Genomic DNA, 24,645 nt, shown 5'->3' on the forward strand with positions numbered 1-24,645 from the left:
CAATATTGGGTCATCTTTACCTTAACCAAAAAAAGCATCGGGCCCTTGGGCCCGGTGCTTTGGCAGTAATGCCAACATTAAAGCCTTAATCAAACCACATATGTGTCCTGATCAAGCTCATCGGCAAGTGGATTCTGCGGCTCGGAGAAGCCGCCCATCGGTACCTCCTCCGTCATTTCAGAGCCACTTGACACTTGTTCCTCTTTCACATAGTTGCTGTCAAATTCAGGCAACACCATCTCTCCATCGCCAGCTCCATCATCCATATCGCTTAGTCTAAACATCATCGAACTGACTTCGGCTGACTCACGACGGGCGGTGCGCCACCGCGATAGTGTCGTACCCCGGAGTCATCAGATTGATCAATGCAGAGGTGCCATCGCCGTCATGATCAGCCCCCAGCCAGCCCACGACAAAGTCATCCCCCCTGTCGGCGCCACGTAGATGGAGTCCCAGTTGACATTATTGTTATTGGGTAGTCCGGCTCCATCACCTCCCATAACAATCATTTACTGATCCGTTAGGAAATTACCTTGCTAATCGTAGATACGGTAATAAAGCGCCGCGTCGTCGGAGTTATAACCCGCACGAAAAATGTTTACATTAGCCGTACTGTAAACTATAGCGAGGCTCTTCCCACTCCCCCCTGCATGCAAAGAATTAACTATCGGCTTAGCGTATTTAGTATCTTCCTCATACTCATCGAAATTAGACCAATTAAAAAAAATCGCAACAAAAGAATGCTATCCAATAGCTCTTAGCTACTAACTCTTCACCCCATCAATCACACGATTTCTTCAACCACAGGCTCACCGAAAGGAATCACAGCCAAAAAATGACTACACAAAAAAGCATATAAAAAAAAACCAATTGTTTATGGAGATAACCTGAATCCAACTAATATAAGGCTAACCTAATGCTCTTAAAACACCTGATCATTCACCCAGAACAGTCTGCACTACTATCCGAACCTCCAAGCGTTAGTTCGGCTAAGTGTTTAGCTTAAATACTGATATTGTGTAACTCGGCATCAAAATGTTACAAAGTTTATTCCCTGTAAGAAAGATATCTCCCCTTCAGAAAAGCTTTCTCATTCGATGAAGTTCAAAGGTTTTAGAGAATCAACATTGATCAAAGAGAGGAAATGCACGCCCGCCGGTCGGGCTTAATCCCAACTCGGTAACGTAGATGGCAAAAAATCAGCACAGGGATGGGGGGCCGCACCACAGAGCATTGCTGAAAACACAAAAGGGCCTCGAAGATATTGATGTCTAAAGAGACCCTAATCGAATTACCAGAGAGGCACTATTCGTCATAGTGCCGACAGTGATGATCGTTATTCGCGACGCTTAGGCTTACGCATAGCTTGAACCGGGCGGCGTTTATGCTTATCACGGCTCCAGCGGTTTTTCTCGTCGGGTGTTAGTGCTGGCACCTTGCGAGTTTCCAAGTTTGCTAATGTGGCTAGGTCGTCGACCTCATCCTGGGAGAGCTCAACCCACTCGCCTGCTTTAGCGCGCTTATCAAGGAAGATGTTGCCGTAGCGCACCCGCTTCAGACGGCTAACCGTTAGCCCCTGAGATTCCCACAGGCGGCGTACTTCACGGTTACGACCTTCTAAAATCACCACGTGGAACCAGGTATTAATGCCTTCGCCACCAAACTCTTGTACGTCAGTAAAGCGCGCAGGACCATCTTCTAACATGACGCCATCAACCATGGCGACAATATGCTCGCGCTTGACTTCACCCATCACTCGAACCGCGTACTCACGCTCTACCTGGGTCGAAGGGTGCATTAGCCGGTTTGCAAGCTCACCGTCTGTAGTGAATAGCAACAGGCCACTAGTGTTAATATCCAAACGACCTATGGCAACCCAGCGCTCGCCTTTCAGGCGCGGGAGACGTTCAAACACCGTGCGCCGCCCTTCTGGGTCTTTACGCGTGCACAACTCTCCTTCCGGCTTGTTGTACATAATCACACGGCGCGGCACTTCCTCTTCGGGGCGCAGCGACACCGGGCGATCATCAAAACTGACCTTATCGCGGGCTTCTACTCGATCGCCTAATTTGGCTACCTGGCTATTAACCTTTACCCGGCCATCGGAAATGGCAGTTTCCATTTCACGGCGTGACCCTAGCCCTGCCCGGGCCAGTACTTTTTGCAGCTTTTCACTGGCGGGGGGCGTGGTGTTATTACTCTGACTCATGGTCGTCTGACCTCACATCGTTAGTCTGCGTGCGCGCATCATCATCGTTACGCTGCGCACGTGCCGCTAAGCGCGCCTCTAAATCGGCAAAACTCAGCGGCTGGGTTAACGCCGTCTCGGCGTGTTTATCAGCTATCTCTGCTGCAACAATCTCAGCTGAAGCTATCTCTTCACTCTGGGGTGGCGCATCCTGCACGGTTTCTGGCGTTTCGTCCAGTGCTGTTTGTGCTTCATCTTGCTCAATAACCGTATCGCTATCATCGGCATTGACCAGTTCATGCATCGGCGGCAATGCATCCAAGGTTTTCAAGCCAAAATCATCTAAAAAGCTGCGGGTGGTGGCATAAACGGCTGGTCGCCCAGGCACATCTCGATGGCCTACCACGCGAATCCATCCCCGCTCCATTAGCGTACGGATAATAGAGCTGCTAACACTTACACCGCGCACGTCTTCGATATCACCCCGCGTCACCGGCTGTCGATAAGCAATCAGCGCCAGTGTTTCCAACAATGCCCGGGAGTATCGCTGTGGCCGCTCATCCCATAGGCGCGACACCCAATGAGAGAGCCGTGGGCGAATACGCAGCTGAAATCCTGATGCGGTCTCTACTAGCTCCAGCGCTCCTTCTTCATGGCGCAGGACAAGGCGGGACAATGTATCGCGCAGTGCTTTTTTAGACGGGCACTCGTCTGCTAAAAACAGCGTTTCAAGCCGCTCTAGAGAAAGCGGCTCGCCAGCGGCAAGTAATGCCGCTTCAATAATATCGTCTAACGTGGTGTCTCTCACGGCGACTCCTCGTCAGGTTCAAATGCTGACTCCTCAAACGCGTACTCTTCAAACGCAGACTCTGAGGCGTCATCGTCTGAGTCAGCCTCTTCAAATGCGCTCTCTTCTCCATCCGTGAGGGCTGCACGTCGCGCACGCACATGAATGGGCGACAGTGGCGCGTTCTGAACAATTTCGATCATGGCTTCTTTGGCTAATTCTAAAATGGCCATAAACGTAACAACGACTCCAGCACGCCCCTCTTCCAGCGTAAACAACGCTTCAAACGGGGTATAGCGCTGATGGTCCCCGTCGTGACTTAACTGCTCCATAATTTTCAGCATGCGTTCGCGGGTAGAGAGTACCTCGCGGCTGATTTGGTGGGCTTGCGCCAGCTCAGCGCGTTTCAGAATATCCGACAGCGCCCCAAGCAGCTCATCTAACCCTACATCGGGATGAATTACCCGCGCCTCTAACGGGGGCAGACCCGCTTGCACACTAAACCAGTCACGCCCTACCCGAGGCAGCGTGTCCAACGTTTCGGCGGCTTCCTTTAAGCGCTCATACTCTTGCAGACGGCGAATTAGCTCAGCCCTGGGATCTTCTTCCTCTTCGCCTTCTGCCTTCGGTGGGCGCGGCAGTAGTGTGCGGGATTTAATTTCCGCCAGCATAGCCGCCATTAACAAGTACTCTCCGGCTAGCTCAATCTCCATGGCTTTCATCAGTTCCACATACTCAATGTATTGATGAGTGATGGTTGCCACATTGATCGTCAAAATATCCAGGTTCTGACGGCGAATAAGATAGAGCAGCAGATCAAGCGGCCCTTCGAAGGCCTCTAGAAACACGCGTAGCGCCTCTGGCGGTATATAGAGATCCTCCGGCAACTGCATGATGGGCTCATCAAACAGACGCCCAAGCGCTGCCGCTACCGGTTCGGCAGTTGGCTCAATAAGTTCGTGATCAACGGGGGCGTTTGGCGTCTCGCTCACGCGGGGCGTGTTCCTTTTTAGTTAAACATCCATGGTTAGTTGAGCGCCCATGGTTAGTTAAATGGCTATGCTCGCCAGTGTAACAGCGTGTCACCTATCGAGGCATTATCGCTAGCCTGCCTCAGCCGCCTTGCGATAACGCCCTTGGTAGTCAAACAGCTTATCGCGAAGCTGCCAGTGCCGCCCAACTTTACGCCCCACAACAAAATCAGGATGGCGCAGGCGGCGCTGCTCTTCGACCACCTCGGTCGGCGAAGCAGGCTGCCACTTAGCGCCTGGGGCACTCAGGTGGTTACGTAAAAAAACAGCATAAAATGCCCGCCGCTGAGCAGGCGTTTCCAGCGCAAACCACTCTGCCAAGCTCGCGCCATCTTCATCGTGATAGGTCACTTTTAGGCGTGGTAGCCCCCGCCCATTGGTCGTGGCCTCTAACTGCATACCGCTGACTCGCAGCACTTTGGCATCTTTTAATTTGAGTGCGTCTTTGAGCTTATCGTCGGCATCCACCAGCAGTTGCTCGCAACCATGACATCGGCGGGCGGCAATATCATTCTCAGCGCCACACTGCTCACAAACTTTAAAGCGAAAGCGAAAATCACACTGTTGTTGATCGGTGCCCTGCCTGCCCTTGCCCGGCTTAGCGGGCGGATTGGGATTGTCTACCAGACCCTGGCAGCGGCGGCCAAAATGCTCAATCACCAGTTCTCCATCACGCTTACCCCAGAATAGATTGGCATGGCCACACGCCGGGCACTCAACCTGGACCGGTTCGCTGTCGCTGTCTGGTTTTGGCTCGCCGACTTCTGGCGCATAAAGGTCCCAGGGATTACCGGCGAAATCCAACACTAGGCAGTTGGTTTTGCCCGGTGATAAACGCAGCCCTCGGCCAACAATCTGCTGATAAAGGCTCACCGATTCCGTGGGCCGCAGAATAGCGATTAAATCCACATGGGGCGCATCGAACCCTGTGGTTAGCACGGCCACATTAACTAGAAACTTAAGCTCACGCGCCTTGAACGCCTCAATCAGAGAGGCGCGCTCTTGGGAGGCCGTCGCGCCGGTAATCAACGCCGCCTGGTCCGCAGGTAAGTAGCTGATAATTTCTTCAGCATGAGCGACCGTTGCGGCAAAAATCATCACCCCTTGACGTTCTTCAGCGTACTCAACCACCTGCTGAATAATCCTTGGCGTAGCACGGCTACCGGCAACAACGCGATTGAGCTCTTCCTCACGAAACAACCCACTGGGCGCAGGGGCCAAGGCAGAAAAATCGTAGCCTTCAATGGCCATATCCAGCCGTTTAGGCGCTGCCAAAAAACCTTGCTTCACCATCAATCGCAGCGGCTGTTCAAAGACGCAGTCGGCAAAGAAACACGCTTCATCACCGCGCACCATGCCGTGGTGATGGCGGTGGTAGATAAACCCCTGCCCTAACCGAAACGGCGTGGCGGTTAAGCCGAGAATTTTTAGCTGTGGGTTCTGACGCTGCAGATGCTCAATCACTTGACGATAGCTGGCATCTTTTTCCAGCGATACTCGGTGGCATTCATCAATCACCAGTAACGTAAAACTGGCGTCACTGAAGCGCTCCAGATTACGCACCACCGACTGCACCGAACCAAATACCACTTGTCGGCTGGCTTCTTTACGCTTAAGACCTGCGCTGAAAATATCTGCCTGAAGCCCGTAGGCTTGGTACTTGGCATGATTTTGCTCAACCAGCTCACGCACGTGGGCCAGCACCAGCACACGGCCACGGGCTAGCCTGGCCAGCTCAGCAATCACCAACGACTTACCGCTTCCAGTGGGTAATACCACTACTGCAGGCGCGCTGCTGGCACGGAAGTGGCCCACCACGCGCTTTACCGCCTCCGTTTGGTAGGGGCGTAAACGGGGTGGTGAGCCAGAAATGGGATCGCTGGAAGGGCTGAATTGAGGCATGTCAGTCGAAACGCGGGGCGCGACGCTCCATTCGTGCACTCACCGCCTCACGCTGCTCGGCACCGGCTAAAAGCTGCTGCTGCAAATGCGCTTCGAGGGCTAGTCGATCACGAGGGGCTAAATCCGGGCTGCGTGCAAACAGCTCACGAGCCGCAGCGACGGCACGAGGTGAGCGCGAAGCAATAAGCGCAGCGGTTTCCCGGGCGGCTTCCAGGGGCGTATCGCTCAGGCGGCTGCCCAAGCCCAACTGATAGGCCTCCTCCCCTGACACCTTGCGTCCACTGATCGCCAGCTCCTGAAGTACATCCTGGCGCAGACCCACGCCCGTCACGCTAATGGCCATATCGGGAATGATGCCCCAATCAATCTCCAACAGCGCCAGACGTGCGCGGGGGTGGAGAATACGAATATCGGCGCCCAAGGCTATCTGCAAGCCGCCGCCGTAAACATGCCCGTGCAGAGCAGCTACCACGGGAACGCCCGCCTCGCGCCAGCCTAGAGCCAAGCGCTGAACCGGATTGATACCCGCTTCGTCGGGCGCCAGCAGGGTGGGCAGCCGTTCCGCCTCGCTCATGATCGACGCCATATCGAGCCCCGCGCAAAAGCTGTCACCATCGCCACTCAAGACCACCGCACGCAGCCCAGCGAGCTGGGTCAGGCACTGTTGGGCTGCCAACAGACCATCAATCATGGCCCAATCCAGGCCATTGTGGTGGTCAGGTCGTGACAACATGACCTCAGCCACGTGGTCAGCGAAGGTCAGAGTCACACGTTCATTGAGGATTTGATGCATTCGGGCTCCCAGAAGATTCCTTTGGCTCGCCATCGATGGGCGATAGCTGAGCTTGTGAAGTAGTGCGCTTATGATGTGATAAACGCGCTTGTGAACTGAGTGTGGCGCGAAGACGAAGTATTTTCAAACGAACGTTTCATTCTATCGCAACTACCACCAAGATCACTTCTCCACCACAGGAAAAAAAGCGGCCCGCAGGCCGCTTTTCTTTAGCATGGCAGGGCGTATCAGCCCAGCCATACACGGGCGTTACGGAATAAACGCAGCCAAGCGCCATCCTCAGTCCATTCGGCCGGACGCCAGGAGTTGGTGACCGCGCGAGTCACCCGCTCTGGGTGAGGCATCATAATGGTCACACGGCCATCCGGTGTGGTTAGGCCGGTGATTCCTGACGGCGAGCCGTTAGGATTAGCTGGGTAGCGGGTTGTTACTTGACCGTAGTTGTCGATATAACGCAGCGCTATCTGGCTGCTGGACTGCATACTGCGCAGATGCGCGGTATCACGGAACTCAGCACGTCCTTCGCCGTGGGCCACAGCAATCGGTAACTTAGAGCCTTCCATACCCGCCAGCAGAATCGACGGGCTTTTCTCTACCCGCACCATCGCTACACGTGCTTCGAACTGCTCAGATTCGTTACGCTCAAACGCAGGCCAGCTTTCAGCCCCCGGAATCAGTGTCTTTAGCTGCGAGAGCATCTGACAACCATTGCACACACCCAGCGAGAAGCTGTCATCACGGGTGAAGAAGTTGGCAAACTGCTCACGGGCACGCTCATTGAACAACACCGACTTTGCCCAACCGCCGCCAGCGCCCAGCACGTCGCCGTAAGAGAAACCACCGCAGGCGACTAAGCCTTTGAACTCATCAAGCGAAACACGCCCTTCCAGGATGTCACTCATGTGTACATCCACAGCGTCGAAGCCCGCTTTATGGAACGCCCAGGCCATCTCGACCTGACCATTAACGCCTTGCTCGCGCAGTACAGCAACAGCGGGCTTGGCCGTGTTAATAAACGGCGCGCTGATATCATCGTTGATATCAAAGCTAGGCGCGGCACTTAAGCCAGGATCACGAACATCCAGCAAGCTATCGAATTCGTTCTTAGCGCATTCGGGGTTGTCACGCAGTGCCTGCATGCGGTAGCTGGTTTCAGCCCAGGTGCGCTGGGTCAGTTGGCGTGTGGTTTCCAGCAGCGGCTCTTCAAACAGCGTTACCCGCACCTGGTCGTCATAACGGGGGCGCGCAATAACACCGCATGTTTCGATACCTGCCACGGCAAACTGGGTGAGCACTTCTTCAGTGTGCTCACGGCTCACCTGAATCACCGCACCCAGCTCTTCAGAGAACAGCGCATTGAACGCTTCCACCGGCTCATCAATCAGCCAGTCCAGCTTAATCTCAAGGCCCGCATGGGCAGCAAAGGCCATTTCCAACAGCGTGACCAGCAGGCCACCATCACTGCGGTCGTGGTAGGCCAGCAGTTTGCCATCGCGGTTGAGCCCCTGAATGACCTCAAAAAACGCTTTCAGGTCTTCTGGGTCATCAACATCAGGACAGTCATTACCGACTTGACCATAGACTTGCGCCAACGCAGAACCACCTAAGCGGTTTTGGCCATTACCCAAGTCGATCAGAATCAGGTCTGATTCGTCCTGTTCTAGATTGATTTGCGGTGTCAGCGTCGCCAGCGCATCGGTCACCGGCGCGAACCCCGTCACCACTAGCGAAAGCGGCGATGTGATGCTCTTTTCGTCAGCCTCATTGCTTTCCTGCCAAGCGGTACGCATTGACATGGAATCCTTACCCACCGGAATGGCAATTCCGAGTGCCGGACACAGCTCCATACCTACGGCATGTACAGCATCATAGAGCGCCTGGTTTTCACCGGGATGGTCGGCAGCGCTCATCCAGTTCGCTGAAAGCTTAATATCCGACAGTTTGGCAATGGGCGCCGCGGCTAAGTTAGTAATCGCTTCGGCAACCGCTAAGCGAGCACTAGCAGCAGGATTAATCAGTGCCACTGGCGGACGCTCGCCCATCGCCATAGCTTCACCAGCGTGGGTGTCGAAGCTAGCAGTGGTCACGGCCACATCGGCCACCGGTACCTGCCAAGGGCCAACCATCTGATCGCGGGCGACTTGGCCGGTAATTGAACGGTCGCCAATGGTAATCAAAAAGCTCTTCGATGCCACGGTTGGCAGGCGCAACACCCGATCCATCGCTTCGCGTAGATCCAGGTTGTCGAGCATAACGCCAGATAGCTCAGGGGTTTGACGTTCAAACGAGCGCGTCATCTTCGGCGGCTTGCCAAACAACACGCTCATCGGGAGATCGACCGGCTTGGTATCAAAATGGCCGTCACGAACTTCCAGGTGATGATGCTCCATGGCCTCGCCGACCACCGCATAGGGGCAGCGTTCGCGTTTGCACAGTGCGTCAAAGGTAGCTAAGTCATCAGGGGCAACGGCCAGCACATAACGCTCTTGGGCTTCGTTACACCAAATTTCCAGCGGGCTCATACCCGGTTCAGCATTAGGCACTGCACGCAGGTTGAACAGGCCACCGCGATTACCGTCTTTGACCAGCTCCGGTAAGGCGTTGGAAAGCCCGCCTGCACCTACATCGTGAATAAAGCGAATCGGGTTTTTATCGCCCAGCGCCCAACAGCGGTCGATGACCTCCTGGGCGCGACGCTCAATTTCCGGGTTTTCCCGCTGCACCGAGGCAAAATCCAAGTCCGCGCTGGACTCGCCTGATGCCATGCTAGACGCGGCACCACCACCCAGGCCGATCAGCATGGCCGGGCCACCCATCACGATGAGCTTGCCACCAACGGGAATTTCGCCTTTCTGCACATGGTGAGCACGAATGTTGCCATAACCACCGGCCAGCATAATCGGCTTGTGGAAGCCGCGACGCTCGATACCATCGTCGCTCAGCGTATCCTGCTCATAGGTACGGAAGTAGCCCGTCAGATTAGGTCGGCCAAATTCATTGTTAAACGCCGCACCACCGATGGGGCCATCCAGCATAATTTGCAGCGCTGACTGCATGCGCTCTGGCTTGCCGTAGTCAAATGCTTCCCAGGGCTGTACGAACTCGGGGATACGCAGGTTGGATACGGTAAAGCCCGACAGGCCGGCCTTTGGCTTGCCGCCGATACCGGTCGCCCCCTCATCACGAATTTCACCGCCAGAACCGGTCGCCGCGCCTGGGAATGGTGCAATCGCTGTAGGGTGGTTGTGGGTTTCCACCTTCATCAGAATGTGGATGGGCTCTTGGTGGGCGTCGTAGCTGGCCCGCTCCCCCTCAGCGCCAGTCAGTGGCGTGGGGAAGAAGCGCCCCCCCTGGCTACCCTTGATCACCGCCGCGTTATCGCTATAAGCCGAGAGTACGTTATCCGGCGAGGTCGCAAAGGTGTTCTTAATCATCTTAAACAGCGAATGGCTCTGGGCTTCACCATCAATAACCCAGTCCGCGTTGAAGATTTTGTGGCGGCAGTGCTCCGAGTTCGCCTGGGCAAACATCATCAGCTCGACATCGCTAGGGTTGCGACCAAGCTCAATAAACGCAGCCACTAGATAGTCGATTTCATCGTCGGCAAGCGCCAGCCCTAATTCTCGGTTGGCTGTCGCCAACGCTTCGTGGCCACCTTCCAAGATATCGACACTGCCCAGTGGCGCAGGGGTATGATGAGCAAACAGTTTGACCGCATCAGCAACGTCAGACAGCACGTTCTCCGTCATACGGTCGTGCAGTAACGCGCTGATCGCGTCTAACTGTTCAGCGCTAGGCTCACTGCGCAGCGCTACCCGATAATCGACACCACGTTCGATGCGATCAATCTGGTGCAGCCCACAGTTATGAGCAATATCAGTTGCTTTAGAAGACCATGGCGACTGGGTGCCTAAACGCGGCACAACCAGGAAGCGCTGGGCGTTTTCAGGAATGTCTTGGCTCGCGTGGCTGCCATAATCAAGCAGCTTGGCCAAACACTCCTGGGCAGCATCATCCAGTGTCTCGCGGTGGTCTATGAAGTGGACGTAATGGGCGGACAACGCCTCCACCTCGGGAACACGTTCACGCAACACCGTTAACAGCCGTTCATGGCGGAAGGCAGAAAGGGCAGGTGCGCCTCGCAGTTCGAGCATATCTGGGAGCCTCTAAAGCAGGAAGAGTTCGTGCGGGAAATCAGTGGGCCGCAGCGCGGCAATCTCACTATGATACTGGAAAGCGGCGGCCACACGAAATCAACAAGGTGACAGCATCTCTCAGGCTGGGTATCGTGGCAGCTTGTTTCATGCCGACAAGACGCCATGCTGACGTTGATTTGCCGACATTTTATAACGCGTTATCGCGCTTATTTTGCAGTCATTGTTACGCTTTTCTTAGCGTTAATTCCGCGCGCCACCACGCCGGTACCGCAAGGTGAGCACCTCGCCCAGATCATCGCGAAAGAATTTATTACTATTCATACCCGTAACACACCAACCACTTACTATGAAGGCCGCCAAGGCCCCACTGGCTTTGAATATGAGCTGATGCATCGGTTTGCTGACTATTTGGGGGTTAGCTTAAATCTCAATGCAAGCCACCATCCTGAAAGCGTGCTGCCAGCCGTACGAGAACAAGGAGACCTAGGTGCTGCGGCGCTCCCCTTGCTGCCAGATTCACCCGGCATTCATTACACCCGCTCAATTATCCAGATGCAGCCACTGGTGGTTTATCGTCGCGGCTTGAACGGCATAAACGAGCCAAAAAATTTAGTTGGTTTGGAATTAGGCACGCTTAGCGAAGCAGGCACCAGCCAATCACTCCTCGCCCTTCAGCGCGACTACCCAAGCTTAAGCTGGAAAGAGTCTCACGAGCTTGAAGTAGCAGAACTGCTGGCGCGGGTGGAAAACGGCACGCTGGATGCCGCGATTATTTTTGATCATCAGTTTCGTCTCAATCGGCTTTTTTTTCCTAACGTCGAGCGCGGCTTCTTGCTAGGAGAGCCGCTATCATTAGCCTGGGCAGTGCCCAGCGGGCGCGGACTGGGGCTATTGGAAACTGCCAATCAGTTCCTTCAAGAACTGCAGGAAAATGGCACGCTGGAGCAGCTCGTCAGCCGCTATTTTGGCCATGATGATTATTTGGAGTACGTGGGAACACGCACATTTTTAGCCCACCTTGATGAACGCCTGCCAACCTATAGCGAGCTTTTCAAAAAGGCTGCTCGAGACACGGGGTTTGATTGGAAACTGCTGGCTGCCGTGGGCTATCAGGAATCTCACTGGGACCCTAACGCAGTGTCTCCCACCGGGGTGCGCGGCCTAATGATGCTCACCAACCCAACCGCCAGCGAGATGGGCGTCGCTGACCGCACTAATCCTGCCCAGAGTATTGATGGTGGCGCCCGCTATTTACGCAGCATTAAAGATCGTCTGCCAGAGAGCATTGTCGGCAATGACCGGCTCTACATGGCGATGGCGGCCTATAACGTGGGACTTGGACACCTATACGATGCCCGCAAGATCGCCGAAATGCGCGGCGGCAACCCAGACAGCTGGCAAGATGTCCGTGCAGCGCTGCCCTTACTTCAGCAACGGGAATGGCACAGCCAAACTCGCCATGGCTATGCACGCGGCGGTGAGCCGGTGATCTATGTACGCAACATTCGCCGCTACTACGAGATGATTGAGTACGTCGAACGCAGTCGCCAGCAGTTTTTCCAGTTGGGACAAACGCTGGTTAGCGATGAGCCTCTGTTACTCTTTGATATTATTCCACCCGTGGAGCAATGATTGACTGCTACCCACAATACCGCCACTCGTTGACGATAGTAGCGGGCTAGCGTTTCGTAGCAAAAAACTGTTTTAGCAATTTTTTTGCCGGCGTTGCCAGCACGCCACTAGTGACGGCTACTTGATGATTGAACCACGGCTGAGCAAGCAGGTTAGCTTTTGATTCGACCATCCCCGTGCGCGGCTCTGCCGCACCATAAACCAAGCGTGCTAATCGGGCATGGACCATGGCACCCGCACACATCATGCATGGCTCAAGCGTCACAAAGAGTGTGCAGCCCTCTAAGCGGTAGTTACCTACCTGCTGCCCCGCCGCTCTCAGCGCGCCAATTTCCGCGTGACCGCTAGGGTCGCAACTCGCTACCGGTGAGTTTCGCCCTGATCCTATAATGGTACCCAAAGCATCCACCACTACGGCCCCCACCGGCACCTCACCCTCTTTAAAGGCAAGGTGTGCTTGGTCAAGCGCTCGGTGCATGTAAAATTCGTCGCTGCGTATCAAGACAAACTCCGCTAAGGTAGCAAAACGATCGTTTTAATTGTGCCATAGCCGCAAAGATACCCTGGCAAACATTAGCGGCCAAACGGACAGCACTAAGGATACCGAGAATGAACGATGCGCTGAAGTTACTGGTAAGCTTACTAGAGCTGGAAACACTTGAAGAGACGCTATTTCGTGGCCAAAGCCAAGACCTCGGCTTCCCACAGCTCTACGGCGGCCAGGTATTAGGCCAAGCATTAGCAGCGGCGGCCCGCACCGTGCCCGATGATCGCCGCCCACACTCACAGCATGGCTATTTTCTGCGTCCCGGCGACCCTCACCGCCCCGTCGTCTACCAAGTAGACACCATTCGCGATGGTGGTAGCTTTACTACTCGGCGCGTTACCGCTATTCAAAAAGGGCGCCCGATTTTCTTCTGTAGCGCTTCGTTTCAAAGCGCCGAAGAGAGCATTAGCCACCAGCGCACCATGCCCCACGTGCCTACGCCAGAAGCGTTAATCGAAAGTGGAGATGTAAAGCATGCGCGCTTCCCAGGTCATCCTATCGAGTTTTTGCATTTAAAAGGCAATCCAGACAATGCATCGCCTGCAGGTCAGTGCCTATGGTTTCGCCTAGCGGGCGGAACGCTGCCCGATGATCCAGCCCTGCATCGCCACCTGCTTTCCTACGCATCAGACTTCAACCTACTAACGACCGGACTGGTTCCCCACGGTATCAAGTTCACCGATCCCAAACTGCGCATCGCCAGCCTGGACCATGCCCTGTGGCTACACGAAGATCCCCGTCTGGATGACTGGTTACTCTACGTGATTGACTCTCCCTGGGCTGGCGGTGCCCGCGGTTTAGCGCGCGGTCATATTTACCGACGCGATGGTCGCTTAGTGGCCTCTACCGCTCAAGAAGGACTGGTGCGTTACCCGCAACAGCACTAAAGCGCACCGGTTCGCAAAAACACCGACGCCCGCTATCAGCGGGCGTCGGAGGATACATCAACGTGCGCTATAAAGTTTACGCACCGTAAACGTCATTAATTGTTTTGAGCGGATAGTGCGCGGGATAAGGCTTACGCGCCACACCTGAGTCTACGGCTGCCTGAGCCACCGCCGAAGAAACTCGCTCAAGCAGGCGAATGTCGACCGGCGTCGGGATAATGTACTCACGCCCAAAGCTCATCTCAGTGCGCTCGTAGGCGTCTAACACTTCTTGGGGTACCGGCTCTCGAGCTAGATCCTTCAGGGCGTGGACAGCAGCCAGCTTCATGGCTTCATTAATGCGTGTCGCCCGAACATCCAAAGCACCTCGGAAAATAAACGGGAAACCCAATACGTTATTTACCTGATTCGGGAAATCCGAACGACCGGTGGCCATGATCACATCAGGACGTGCCTCGCGGGCCACAGCCGGGTGAATTTCCGGATCTGGGTTAGTACAGGCGAAAATAACCGGGTCTGCGGCCATTTTTTTCACTTGCTCGGCAGAAAGCAGCCCTGGGCCTGAAAGACCAATAAACACATCAGCACCGTCGATGGCATCGTCTAGCGTGCGCATATTGGTATGGCGGGCGAATTCAGCTTTATACTCGTTAATGCCATCGCGATCAGCGTGAATAACACCGCGACGATCAAGCATCACCAAATTCTTTTTACTCGCGCCACAAGACACTAGCAAACGCATGCAGGCAATCGCTGCTGCCCCCGCGCCCATGCAGACAATCTTCACATCTTCAATGCGCTTATTGGCAATATCCAGCGCATTAAGCATACCGGCAGCGGTCACAATGGCCGTACCATGCTGATCATCGTGAAATACTGGAATACTGCAGCGATCAATCAAGGCTTTTTCGATTTCAAAGCATTCGGGTGCTTTGATATCTTCCAGGTTAATACCACCCCAGGTATCCGCAATGCGCGCCACCGTATCGATAAACGCCTGAGGGCTTTCAGCATCCACTTCAATATCGACTGAGTTAATGCCTGCAAAGCACTTAAACAGTACGCCCTTACCTTCCATAACCGGCTTACTGGCCAGCGGACCAAGGTTACCAAGACCTAGAATGGCAGTTCCGTCAGAAATGACAGCGACCAGATTCCCTTTACCAGTGTAGCGATACGCGTTTTCCGCCTCACGGGCGATTTCGCGAACCGGCTCAGCAACGCCAGGGCTATACGCCAGCGCCAGATCACGCGCGGTAGCTGTGGGTTTGGTTAACTCCACAGACAGCTTACCGGGAATCGGTTTAGCGTGATAATCCAAAGCCGCTTGCTTATTTGCATCCATCATGGTCAAGGTCCAATCAGCCTAAAGTAGAAAAGTCACTCCAGAATATAGAAAAAACCCATGCGCCTCAAGCACGTAGTAAACTTTGCGGAAAAACAGTTGTTTCAACCCTGTTTCCAACATGTTCGTAACTTTTCAACACTATTTGCTGCAACTTATAAATGAACGCGATAGCCATAAAGGTTTGCTTATTGATGCAATGCGGCATTTATGAAAATAAATTCCATTAAAAATTATAAAAAACCAGTTTTTTTTTCCACAGGCCTATCTGTGCAGAAGCGGTTGTGGAAAAGTATCTATTTAAAGCATCTGCTAGAAGCATCCATGGATGCATCATTACTAGGTAGAATAAGCCTTCAAAAGGCCTATCAGGTAAGGAAGGGAAAGGAAAATGGAAAAAGCGTGCCTCTGAGAATAAAAAGCCCACGCCGTAGCGTGGGCTTATATTGCAAACACATTGTGTGTTTGCAGCAGCGCAAATCCGTTAGGATTAGCCGCGCTTAACGGCAGCGCCGAAACGCTTGTTAAAGCGTTCTACACGGCCACCAGTGGTCGCTTGCTTCTGCTTACCAGTGTAGAACGGGTGGCAGTTGGAGCACACGTCCAGAGAGAAGTCCTGACCAGAGGTAGAACCAACCTGGAAGCTTGCACCGCAAGAACAGCTAGCGGTGACCGTGTTGTAATTCGGGTGGATACCTTGTTTCATCTTGAGCCTCATGAGCTGTATGCCGCCACCTGATCCGTTGCCAAGCACCGCATACGGGTTTGAAAAAACTGCTAACCGGTTAACCGCTCCATCCTATAGATTCAGAGCGGCCGCGTATTCTAGCAAACTAAACGCCGGAGGCCAATTGTCCGACTCTGTTTCTAACCAGGCACGCCCTCAAGGCGGGTCCACAGCACCTTTTCAAGTGCTAAAAGTCGCTCTACCATCACCGCTGCGGCGTTTATTTGACTATTTACCAACACGCCAACCACCCGCTTGTGGCTGGCAAATAGGCCTTAGAGTGCGCGTCCCCTTTGGCCGCAGAGAAGTGGTCGGCGTGGTGGCAGAACTTGCCAATGGCAGCGAACTGCCTCACGGGAAGCTACGCGCTATTAGCGAGGTGCTCGATGACGCCCCCCTGCCCAACGACTGGCAGTGGCTATGCCATTTCGCGGCCCGTTATTATCAGCACAGTTTAGGCGACACAATGCAGCTGGCCATGCCCGCTCGGCTGCGCCAGGGCCACCCGATGGGGGGACGAACACAGACCCTGTGGCTGCCGCTATCACCTGGGGACGACCTGCCGCTTCAGCGAGCACCGAAACAAGCCGAGCTGTATGCCCTGCTGCGTCAGCATCCACATGGACTGGCTGGTCGAGCAATCACTGCTCATGGTTTCACCCGTGAACAGCTGCTAGCCTTGCAAAAAAAGGGCTTCGCCCGTGCCCAGGAAACCACGCTAACCGCAACACCGTCCACTGGTGGCAACCTGCTGGCCTCACCATCACTGCCGCTGAACAGAGAGCAGGCCTCGGCACTTGCCGTATTGCATGAAAAGCTCGAAAACTACCATCCCTGCTTACTTGAAGGCGTGACCGGAAGCGGTAAAACCGAAATCTACCTTCAGCTAATTGAAGCCCTCGCCGCTAAGGGCAAGCAGTCTCTGGTACTGGTGCCTGAAATAGGTCTCACGCCTCAAACCCTGGCGCGCTTTAAGAGCCGCTTTAGGGTACCAGTAGTGGCGCTACACTCAGGGCTTACCGACCTGGAGCGCCTGGATGTATGGGAAGCCGCTGCCAATGGCCGCGCGCTAGTCATTATCGGCACCCGTTCGGCTATTTTTACGCCACTCAAAAACCCAGGCGCCATTATCGTCGACGAAGAGCATGATGGCTCCTATAAACAGCACGACGGGCTTCGCTACCACGCCCGGGATTTAGCCGTTGCCAGGGCTCATTACCACAACATCCCCCTGCTGTTAGGCAGCGCCACGCCTTCTTTTGAGAGTTTGCAGCAAGCGCTTTCTGGCCACTATCGCCATCTGCGCCTCACCCAACGTCCCAGCCGACACCCACCAGCCAAGCTTGAATTGATTGACCTACGTCATCAGCGACGCCAGGGGGGGCTTCTGCCCGGCGCCATCACCGCTATCAAAAACACCTTAGCGTCAGGCAAGCAGGCGCTGGTTTTTATTAACCGACGGGGATTCGCACCAACGCTGGCTTGCCATAGCTGTGGGTGGATCGCTGAGTGCGGACAGTGCGACTCACGCATGACGCTGCACCGCCAGCCTGCCCTTTTGGCCTGCCACCATTGCGATAGTCGGCGCGCGCTACCAGACGCTTGCCCCGAGTGTGGCAGCGCTGACCTACGCGCCCTGGGCAGCGGCACCGAACGAACTGAAGAGACGCTGCAGGGCTTGTTCCCAAACGTCACCGTTCACCGTATTGACCGCGACAGTACGCGTAAAAAAGAGAGTTTTGAGCAGATACTCAAAGAGATCCAGCGAGGCGAGCCATGCTTGCTCGTCGGCACCCAGATGCTGGCGAAAGGCCATCACCTACCCCATGTCACGCTGGTCGTCGTCGTTAATGCCGACGGTGGACTTTACGCTGCTGATTTTCGCGCGTTGGAACACAGCGCGCAGTTGCTGGAGCAGGTCGCCGGTCGCGCTGGGCGTGCCGCTCATCCAGGGCGAGTACTGGTACAAACGCTGCACCCAGATGACCCGCACTTGGGCCAACTTGCGGAGCACGGTTATGGCGCACTCGCCCGCAGCCTTTTGGAAGAGCGCCGCCTCGCTATGCTGCCGCCTTTTTGCTTTATGGCATTGCTACGCATTGAAAGCCCCCATGAAGAAGCTGCCACTGCTTTGGGCCAGCAGGCTGCACAAGCACTTCACCAATGGTTAACAATGGTAAAACTACCGGTGCGCTGCCTAGGCCCCGTTCCAGCACCCATGGAGCGCCGCCAAAACCGTTATCATGTGCACATCATGCTGGCAGCAGACAAACGTAGCCAGCGCCATACCGCTGCTAACTGGCTGGTACAGTGGTTAGAAGCCAATCGTGAGGCGCGCAAAGTCCGATGGTCAATCGACATTGACCCGCAAACTCTCGCGTAGAGTCTCGCGTAGAGATAGACATATCGTGGGCCATTGGCTCGCCCTGTAACGTAATACGGCTTTGAAACTGCGCGCCAATTGCCGATAATGGCCGCTTTACTACTGCATTTACATTTATATGAATAACTGCATTACCATGAATATGTATTTGCCCATGCGCACGCCGACACCGACGACATCCGGATAGCTAAATGAAAGACACAATTGTTACTTTGCTAGAAGGCGCGATTGACGCGCTTAAGCACCAAGGCGTGCTGCCCGACGATTTACAGCCGACGATTAAAGTTGACCCCACTAAAGATAAAGCGCACGGCGACTACGCCACCAACCTAGCCCTTATGCTGGCGAAGCCCGCAGCAAAGAAGCCGCGCGAGCTAGCCGACCTACTGGTCGCCGCCCTCCCCGCGAGCGATGCAATCCAAAAAACCGAGATTGCTGGCCCCGGCTTTATTAATTTTTTTGCTGCCACAGATGCGGCCGCTCAAATTGTTGCTCAGGTGCTCGATAGCGGCGATGCCTTTGGCCGCAGCCTGATTGGCAAGGGCGAGAAAGTCCAGGTGGAGTTTGTTTCTGCCAACCCGACAGGACCTCTTCATGTTGGCCATGGCCGTGGCGCAGCAATAGGCGACTGTATTTGCCGCCTGTTAGAAGCCACCGGCTACGATGTGACGCGCGAATTTTATTACAACGATGCCGGCGCTCAGATCAAAAATCTGGCGCTTTCTGTTCAAGCTCGCGCCAAGGGCCTTGGGCCAGATGACCCCAGCTGGCCAGAAGACGGCTACCGCGGCGAGTACATCGTTGATGCGGCCAATGACTACATGGCAGGCAAAACGGTGGCAGCCGATGACCGTGAAGTCACCGCTAAAGCAGATGCTAATGACCTAGATGCCATTCAGGCCTTCGCTGTCGCTTGGCTACGCCGAGAACAGGATTTAGACCTGAAAGCGTTTGGCGTTGAGTTTGACGTCTACTTCCTTGAGTCATCGCTTTATCAAGACGGCAAAGTAGACGCGACCGTTGAGAAGCTCGTTGCGAATGGCCATACGTACGAAGAAGACGGTGCCATGTGGCTGCGCACCACTGACTTTGGCGATGACAAAGACCGCGTGATGCGCAAACGGGAAGGTGGCTATACCTACTTCTTACCGGATGTGGCCTACCACCTGAATAAGTGGCAACGCGGCTTTAAAACCGTGATTAATGAGCAAGGTGCTGACCACCACTCCACGGTTACCCGTGTTCGTGCTGGCTTGCAGGCACTGGAGGTCGGCATTCCCAAAGGCTGGCCCGATTACGTTCTGCATCAAATGGTGATGGTGACCCGCTCAGGTGTAGAGGTAAAACTTTCCAAACGTGCTGGTAGCTATGTCACCGTGCGCGACCTGATTGATGAAGTTGGCCGTGATGCTACCCGCTTCTTCCTGGCCGCACGCCGGGCGGATTCGCAGCTTACCTTTGATATCGACTTGGCGCGCTCGCAGTCGAACGATAACCCGGTGTATTACATTCAATACGCCCATGCGCGGGTATCCAGCATGCTGCGCAAAGCCGAAGATGCAGACCAGCCATTCAACCACAGCGTCGCTCTAGCTAACCTCGCACTGCTCGATAGCGACCAGGAAAAGGCCGTGCTTAATCGCTTGGCACGCTACCCAGAAGTGGTTGAAAACGCCGCTAAAAATCGCGAGCCCCAGCAGGTTGCTCAGTATCTATTGGATCTTTCGGGTGATTTCCACACCTGCTACAACGCCGTTAAAGTCATGGTCGAAGACGATACCCTGCGCAACACACGCTTAGCTCTTGGCCTAGCAACCAAGCAGGTGCTTCGCAACGGCCTTGATCTTATGGGGGTTAGCGCCCCAGAGGAGATGTAAGCGATGGCCAGCCCAAAAGAGAAGCCCGCCCGCCGAGGCGCAACCTCTCAGCGCAAAGCCAGCAAAAGCTCAGGTGGCGGATTCAAAATTCCTGGCTGGCTTTGGGGGATAGCAGGTTTAGCGGCAGGCTTCTTCCTAGCACAGCATCAACATGGCACAGCTCCTTGGCAAGAGCAGGAAGACACGCCCCAAGCGACTGTCTTGCCTAAGCCTGCTGACAGCGATGAGCGCAGCGCTGCGCGTCAAACAGAAACCGTCGCTGAGCCATCAATGCCAACGTTTGAGTTCTACACGCTGCTGCCAGACACAGAAGTCATTGCTCCAGGCGTGTCACTGCCATCAACCGTGAACCGCCCTGAAGCAGCAGCACAGCAGGAACAAACGACGGCAAGTAACAACGCGACAACTAACCAAACAACGACAAGCAACGAAACAACGACAAGCAACGCAAGTGCGCGTCAGAACGATGACCCTATTGCTCAGGTTATTGCAGCTAATATGCGCCCTGAAGAGCAAGTGGCCGCTGCCCAGCAAGCGCCTGCCAGCAACACGCCTAACCGCTACATGCTACAGGCCGCGTCGTTTCGGGAGCTAAGCGATGCCGAGCAGTTGCGTGGCCGTCTGCGCAACTTAAGCCTGCTGGCCCAAGTTAGCGAAGTAAAGGCTAATGGCGATACTTGGCACCGTGTTCAAGTAGGCCCTTACGAAGATACTCGTGAGCTTAACCGCGCCCAAGACTTAATGGCCACACAAGGCATTGAGCCACTGCTGATCCAACTGCAGAACTAGTCTAACCACAGACTACGTTAACCAACGGGCTAGGCAGGCTTTCACCGTCATAAGCCCCGTTAAAAAAACAGTTTATCTAACAGCTTTATTTAGCGGGCGGTTGATTTTTTATCAGCCGCCCGCATTTTGTTGTGAATCGCTTTTTATACGGTCTTTTAAAATGGCCGATCAGTCATCGGGAGCATGTGTCTCCCCCAAGGAGTTATCTCCATGACCACTATTGTATCCGTACGCCGCGGTAATCAGGTTGCCCTTGCAGGCGACGGCCAAGTATCACTGGGCAACACCGTAATGAAAGGCAATGCGAGTAAAGTACGCCGCCTGTATCGTGGCAAAGTACTCGCTGGTTTTGCTGGCGGCACCGCCGATGCCTTCACCCTGTTTGAGCGTTTTGAAGCGCAGTTAGAAAAATACCAAGGACACCTCACCAAAGCAGCGGTTGAGTTGGCCAAAGATTGGCGCACCGATCGAGCGCTGCGCCGCCTGGAAGCGCTACTGGCCGTGGCGGACCACAGTGCCTCGCTGATTATTACCGGTAACGGTGATGTGGTTGAGCCTGAACGCGGCATTATTGCTATTGGCTCTGGCGGCAACTTTGCCCAGGCAAGTGCCCGCGCACTATTGGAAAACACCGAGCTTTCTGCTCGTGAAATCACTGAAAAGTCTCTCGAAATCGCCGGCGACATCTGCGTATTTACCAATCACCACGTGACGCTCGAAGAGCTGAACATCAACGACCGTTGAGGCCCTTTTTATGACTCAGATGACACCCCGCGAAATCGTCCACGCCCTGGATCAATACATCATTGGTCAACAAGATGCCAAGCGCGCCGTGGCCATTGCCCTGCGTAACCGCTGGCGTCGCATGCAACTAGACGATGAGTTGCGCCCGGAAGTGACTCCAAAAAATATTCTGATGATTGGCCCTACCGGCGTGGGTAAAACTGAAATTGCTCGCCGCCTCGCCAAGCTAGCCAGAGCGCCCTTCATCAAGGTCGAGGCGACTAAATTTACCGAAGTGGGCTATGTAGGCCGGGATGTCGAGTCGATTATTCGCGACTTGATGGAAGCCGCCATCAAAATGGTTCGTGAATACGCGAAGGAAGAAGTCGGCCATCGCGCTGAAGATGCCGCTGAAGATCGCGTTCTAGATGCACTGCTACCACCACCCCGCGGTCAGGAAGATAAGCCTCGGGAAGATAGTGGTACGCGTCAAACCTTCCGCAAAAAGCTTCGGGAAGGCCAACTGGATGATAAAGAGATCGATATCGAAGTTTCCTCCCACGGGCAAGGCATCGACATAATGACGCCGCCAGGCATGGAGGAGATGACCAACCAGCTACAGAGCCTGTTCTCCAACATGGGCCAGCAAAAGCGCGAACAGCGCCGTGTAACTGTCAAAGAAGCACTGGTTCTGCTGCGCGATGAAGAAGCGGGCAAGCTGGTCAATGAAGAAGAGATCAAAGCTCGCGCTGTCGAAGCCGTTGAGCAGCATGGGATTGTTTTCTTGGATGAGATCGACAAAGTTGCCAAGGGTAGCGGCCAGTCTAGCGGTGGCGAAGTATCCCGTGAAGGCGTTCAGCGTGACCTGCTGCCGTTAATCGAAGGCTCTACCGTTTCAACCAAATACGGCATGGTCAAAACCGATCATATCCTGTTCATTGCCTCGGGTGCCTTCCACCTATCGCGTCCCTCGGACCTTATTCCAGAGCTACAAGGACGCTTGCCGATCCGTGTTGAGCTGGATGCGCTGACCCCCGGCGATTTCCAGCGGATTCTCACCGAGCCCTCCGCCTCGCTCACCAAGCAGTATCAAGCACTGCTGGCTACCGAAGGGCTGGATATCGAGTTCACTCCAGACGGTATCGAGCGTATTGCCGAGATATCCTGGCAGGTGAACGAAGGCACCGAGAATATTGGCGCTCGCCGTCTACATACAGTGCTGGAACGGCTGCTCGAAGAAGCCTCATTTAAAGGCGGCGACATGGATAGCCCGCTGGTCATCGATGCCGATTACGTCAATGCCCAACTGGGTGAGCTAGCAGTAGACGAAGACCTATCGCGCTATATTTTGTAAACGCGCTTATATCGGTATAGCACGCAGCAGCTTGCCCGCTTTTTACGCACGCAAATGCTGCTGTTCAGGCTGCGCTGCGTCTAACGTTACGCACGAGAACAACATCCCTGTTGCTCGTGCTTGATCGACGTCCTGTCGATCAAACGTTAGCCGTGGCGCTTGCCTTCACGCATTTGCTAAGGCGCAAATAGTCGGTCAATCCGCTTTAGCTCAATATCGTAAAAGGTGACGTCATCCATGAATGCCCCTACTTCTACTAATGCCCCCACTCCAACGCGGGTTCACTACCATAAGCAGGCTCGCGAGCTAGAACTTGGCTACGCCACGGGTGAAAACTTTCGGCTGCCTGTCGAACTTTTACGGGTCTACTCACCTTCAGCCGAAGTGCGTGGCCACGGCGGCGATACTGCCGTGCTGCAAGTGGGTAAAAAAGATGTCGGCCTGCAAAACATTACCCAAGCCGGCAATTACGCTCTGAAATTGCATTTTGACGACGGCCACGACAGCGGCCTTTACAGCTGGAACTATCTTTACGACTTAGCTCAGCACCAAACAGATTATTGGCAAAACTACCTACAACGCCTCGAAGAGGCCGGCGCCTCCCGCGAACCAGCCAGCATCCAATTCAAACAGCTGTGACGCTTCACCTCAGTTGAAGCGCAGACAAGTTGGGGGTGAGAAGGCTACAATGTCGCTAACCATTTATTGCGACGACCTTTTGGTCGACTATTACCGCCTCGAACTCGGGAGCTAGAGCCCCATGAGCCCCACTGAAAAACGCACCACCCATTTTGGTTATCAGGAAGTCGCAGCTGACGAAAAAGCGTCTCGTGTTGCCGATGTCTTTCATTCGGTAGCTACGCGCTATGACATCATGAATGACTTGATGTCCATGGGCATCCATCGCGTCTGGAAACGCCTTGCTATCGAGCGCGCAGGCGTTCGTCCTGGGCACCACGTGCTGGATATTGCTGGCGGCACTGGCGATTTAACGCTCAAATTCTCTCGTCTGGTTGGCCCGCGTGGCAAAGTGGTATTGGCTGACATTAACGCCTCCATGCTCAACGTTGGCCGCGACAAACTGATGGATAATGGCGTCGGAGGCAACGTTGAGTTTGTACAAGCCAACGCCGAGTGCCTGCCATTTCCGGACAACAGTTTTGACTGCATTACGATTGCCTTCGGACTGCGCAACGTCACCGACAAAGACGCTGCGCTGCGCTCTATGACACGCGTGCTAAAGCCCGGCGGACGGTTGCTAGTGCTTGAATTTTCGAAGCCAAATAGCGCGCTGCTGTCGAAAGCCTACGATGAGTACTCCTTCCGCCTGCTGCCTAAAATGGGCGAACTAGTGGCTGGAGACGGTGAGAGTTATCGCTACCTCGCCGAATCTATTCGCATGCATCCCGACCAGGAAACCCTGAAAGGCATGATGGAAACGGCAGGGCTTGATCGGGTTGAATATACCAACCTGACTGGCGGCATCGTTGCCCTTCACCGCGGCATTAAATTATGAACTCACC

Annotated in this window: 20 protein-coding genes; 9 read left to right on the top strand and 11 right to left on the bottom strand. The window is 54.6% G+C overall.

Features of this window, described 5'->3' with window-relative positions; genetic code table 11:
- Positions 1 to 89: 89 nt before the first annotated feature.
- The 8 genes from NF683_RS02960 to purL form a co-directional block, all read right to left on the bottom strand.
- Entirely contained in the window at positions 90 to 266 is a 177-nt protein-coding gene (locus tag NF683_RS02960) for a hypothetical protein (RefSeq protein ID WP_253921220.1), read from the bottom strand.
- A gap of 96 nt (positions 267 to 362) precedes the next feature.
- Positions 363 to 509, bottom strand: a complete 147-nt coding sequence (locus NF683_RS02965; RefSeq protein ID WP_253921221.1) for a hypothetical protein — start codon at positions 507 to 509, stop codon at positions 363 to 365.
- 827 nt (positions 510 to 1,336) lie between these two features.
- Complete coding sequence (gene rluB, locus NF683_RS02970) at positions 1,337 to 2,209, bottom strand: 23S rRNA pseudouridine(2605) synthase RluB (RefSeq protein ID WP_089039779.1); 873 nt, start codon at positions 2,207 to 2,209, stop codon at positions 1,337 to 1,339.
- Positions 2,196 to 2,996 carry an SMC-Scp complex subunit ScpB gene (gene scpB / locus NF683_RS02975; RefSeq protein ID WP_253921222.1) on the bottom strand — a complete coding sequence of 267 codons (801 nt, stop codon included), beginning with the start codon at positions 2,994 to 2,996 and terminating at the stop codon, positions 2,196 to 2,198. Before scpB ends, rluB begins: the two co-directional genes overlap by 14 nt.
- Positions 2,993 to 3,967, bottom strand: a complete 975-nt coding sequence (locus tag NF683_RS02980; protein WP_253921223.1) for a segregation and condensation protein A — start codon at positions 3,965 to 3,967, stop codon at positions 2,993 to 2,995. Before NF683_RS02980 ends, scpB begins: the two co-directional genes overlap by 4 nt.
- A 111-nt stretch (positions 3,968 to 4,078) precedes the next feature.
- Positions 4,079 to 5,908, bottom strand: coding sequence for a DEAD/DEAH box helicase (locus tag NF683_RS02985; RefSeq protein WP_253921875.1), 1,830 nt, complete (start codon positions 5,906 to 5,908; stop codon positions 4,079 to 4,081).
- A 1-nt stretch (position 5,909) separates the two neighbouring features.
- Positions 5,910 to 6,701, bottom strand: coding sequence for a crotonase/enoyl-CoA hydratase family protein (locus NF683_RS02990; protein ID WP_253921224.1), 792 nt, complete (start codon positions 6,699 to 6,701; stop codon positions 5,910 to 5,912).
- A gap of 227 nt (positions 6,702 to 6,928) precedes the next feature.
- On the bottom strand, positions 6,929 to 10,855 hold the full coding sequence (gene purL / locus NF683_RS02995) for a phosphoribosylformylglycinamidine synthase (protein WP_253921225.1): 3,927 nt from the start codon (positions 10,853 to 10,855) through the stop codon (positions 6,929 to 6,931).
- Positions 10,856 to 11,020: 165 nt separating this feature from the next.
- Between purL and mltF the strand changes: the two genes are divergently transcribed.
- Positions 11,021 to 12,490 carry a membrane-bound lytic murein transglycosylase MltF gene (gene mltF / locus NF683_RS03000; protein WP_253921226.1) on the top strand — a complete coding sequence of 490 codons (1,470 nt, stop codon included), beginning with the start codon at positions 11,021 to 11,023 and terminating at the stop codon, positions 12,488 to 12,490.
- A gap of 46 nt (positions 12,491 to 12,536) precedes the next feature.
- Here the strand turns inward: mltF and tadA are convergent, their stop codons facing one another.
- Positions 12,537 to 12,989 carry a tRNA adenosine(34) deaminase TadA gene (gene tadA, locus NF683_RS03005; protein ID WP_275050935.1) on the bottom strand — a complete coding sequence of 151 codons (453 nt, stop codon included), beginning with the start codon at positions 12,987 to 12,989 and terminating at the stop codon, positions 12,537 to 12,539.
- 110 nt (positions 12,990 to 13,099) lie between these two features.
- Here tadA and NF683_RS03010 point away from each other — a divergent pair, with 110 nt between their 5' ends.
- Positions 13,100 to 13,924 (top strand): acyl-CoA thioesterase, encoded by an 825-nt coding sequence (locus NF683_RS03010; RefSeq protein WP_089039787.1) that lies wholly within the window; start codon positions 13,100 to 13,102, stop codon positions 13,922 to 13,924.
- Between the two features lie 76 nt (positions 13,925 to 14,000).
- Here the strand turns inward: NF683_RS03010 and NF683_RS03015 are convergent, their stop codons facing one another.
- The gene (locus NF683_RS03015; RefSeq protein WP_089039788.1) at positions 14,001 to 15,272 is read right to left on the bottom strand and encodes a malic enzyme-like NAD(P)-binding protein; all 1,272 of its coding nucleotides are present in this window, start codon (positions 15,270 to 15,272) and stop codon (positions 14,001 to 14,003) included.
- Between the two features lie 487 nt (positions 15,273 to 15,759).
- On the bottom strand, positions 15,760 to 15,975 hold the full coding sequence (gene rpmE / locus NF683_RS03020) for a 50S ribosomal protein L31 (RefSeq protein ID WP_009724828.1): 216 nt from the start codon (positions 15,973 to 15,975) through the stop codon (positions 15,760 to 15,762).
- Positions 15,976 to 15,994: 19 nt separating this feature from the next.
- Between rpmE and NF683_RS03025 the strand changes: the two genes are divergently transcribed.
- From NF683_RS03025 to ubiE, 7 genes are all read left to right on the top strand, one after another.
- On the top strand, positions 15,995 to 18,379 hold the full coding sequence (locus NF683_RS03025; protein WP_253921228.1) for a primosomal protein N': 2,385 nt from the start codon (positions 15,995 to 15,997) through the stop codon (positions 18,377 to 18,379).
- Between the two features lie 191 nt (positions 18,380 to 18,570).
- Positions 18,571 to 20,256: an arginine--tRNA ligase gene (argS, locus tag NF683_RS03030; protein WP_253921229.1), complete on the top strand. Its 1,686-nt coding sequence runs from the start codon at positions 18,571 to 18,573 to the stop codon at positions 20,254 to 20,256.
- 3 nt (positions 20,257 to 20,259) lie between these two features.
- Positions 20,260 to 21,045, top strand: coding sequence for an SPOR domain-containing protein (locus NF683_RS03035; RefSeq protein WP_253921230.1), 786 nt, complete (start codon positions 20,260 to 20,262; stop codon positions 21,043 to 21,045).
- 210 nt (positions 21,046 to 21,255) lie between these two features.
- The gene (gene hslV, locus NF683_RS03040; protein ID WP_009724832.1) at positions 21,256 to 21,789 is read left to right on the top strand and encodes an ATP-dependent protease subunit HslV; all 534 of its coding nucleotides are present in this window, start codon (positions 21,256 to 21,258) and stop codon (positions 21,787 to 21,789) included.
- A gap of 10 nt (positions 21,790 to 21,799) precedes the next feature.
- Positions 21,800 to 23,122 (top strand): ATP-dependent protease ATPase subunit HslU, encoded by a 1,323-nt coding sequence (hslU, locus tag NF683_RS03045; RefSeq protein ID WP_172421953.1) that lies wholly within the window; start codon positions 21,800 to 21,802, stop codon positions 23,120 to 23,122.
- 237 nt (positions 23,123 to 23,359) lie between these two features.
- On the top strand, positions 23,360 to 23,761 hold the full coding sequence (locus NF683_RS03050; protein ID WP_253921231.1) for a gamma-butyrobetaine hydroxylase-like domain-containing protein: 402 nt from the start codon (positions 23,360 to 23,362) through the stop codon (positions 23,759 to 23,761).
- A gap of 121 nt (positions 23,762 to 23,882) precedes the next feature.
- Positions 23,883 to 24,638 (top strand): bifunctional demethylmenaquinone methyltransferase/2-methoxy-6-polyprenyl-1,4-benzoquinol methylase UbiE, encoded by a 756-nt coding sequence (gene ubiE, locus NF683_RS03055; protein ID WP_089039794.1) that lies wholly within the window; start codon positions 23,883 to 23,885, stop codon positions 24,636 to 24,638.
- Positions 24,639 to 24,645 lie beyond the last annotated feature (7 nt).

It is taken from the genome of Halomonas sp. MS1, assembly GCF_024182575.1.
In the GTDB taxonomy this organism is placed as follows: Bacteria; Pseudomonadota; Gammaproteobacteria; order Pseudomonadales; family Halomonadaceae; genus Vreelandella.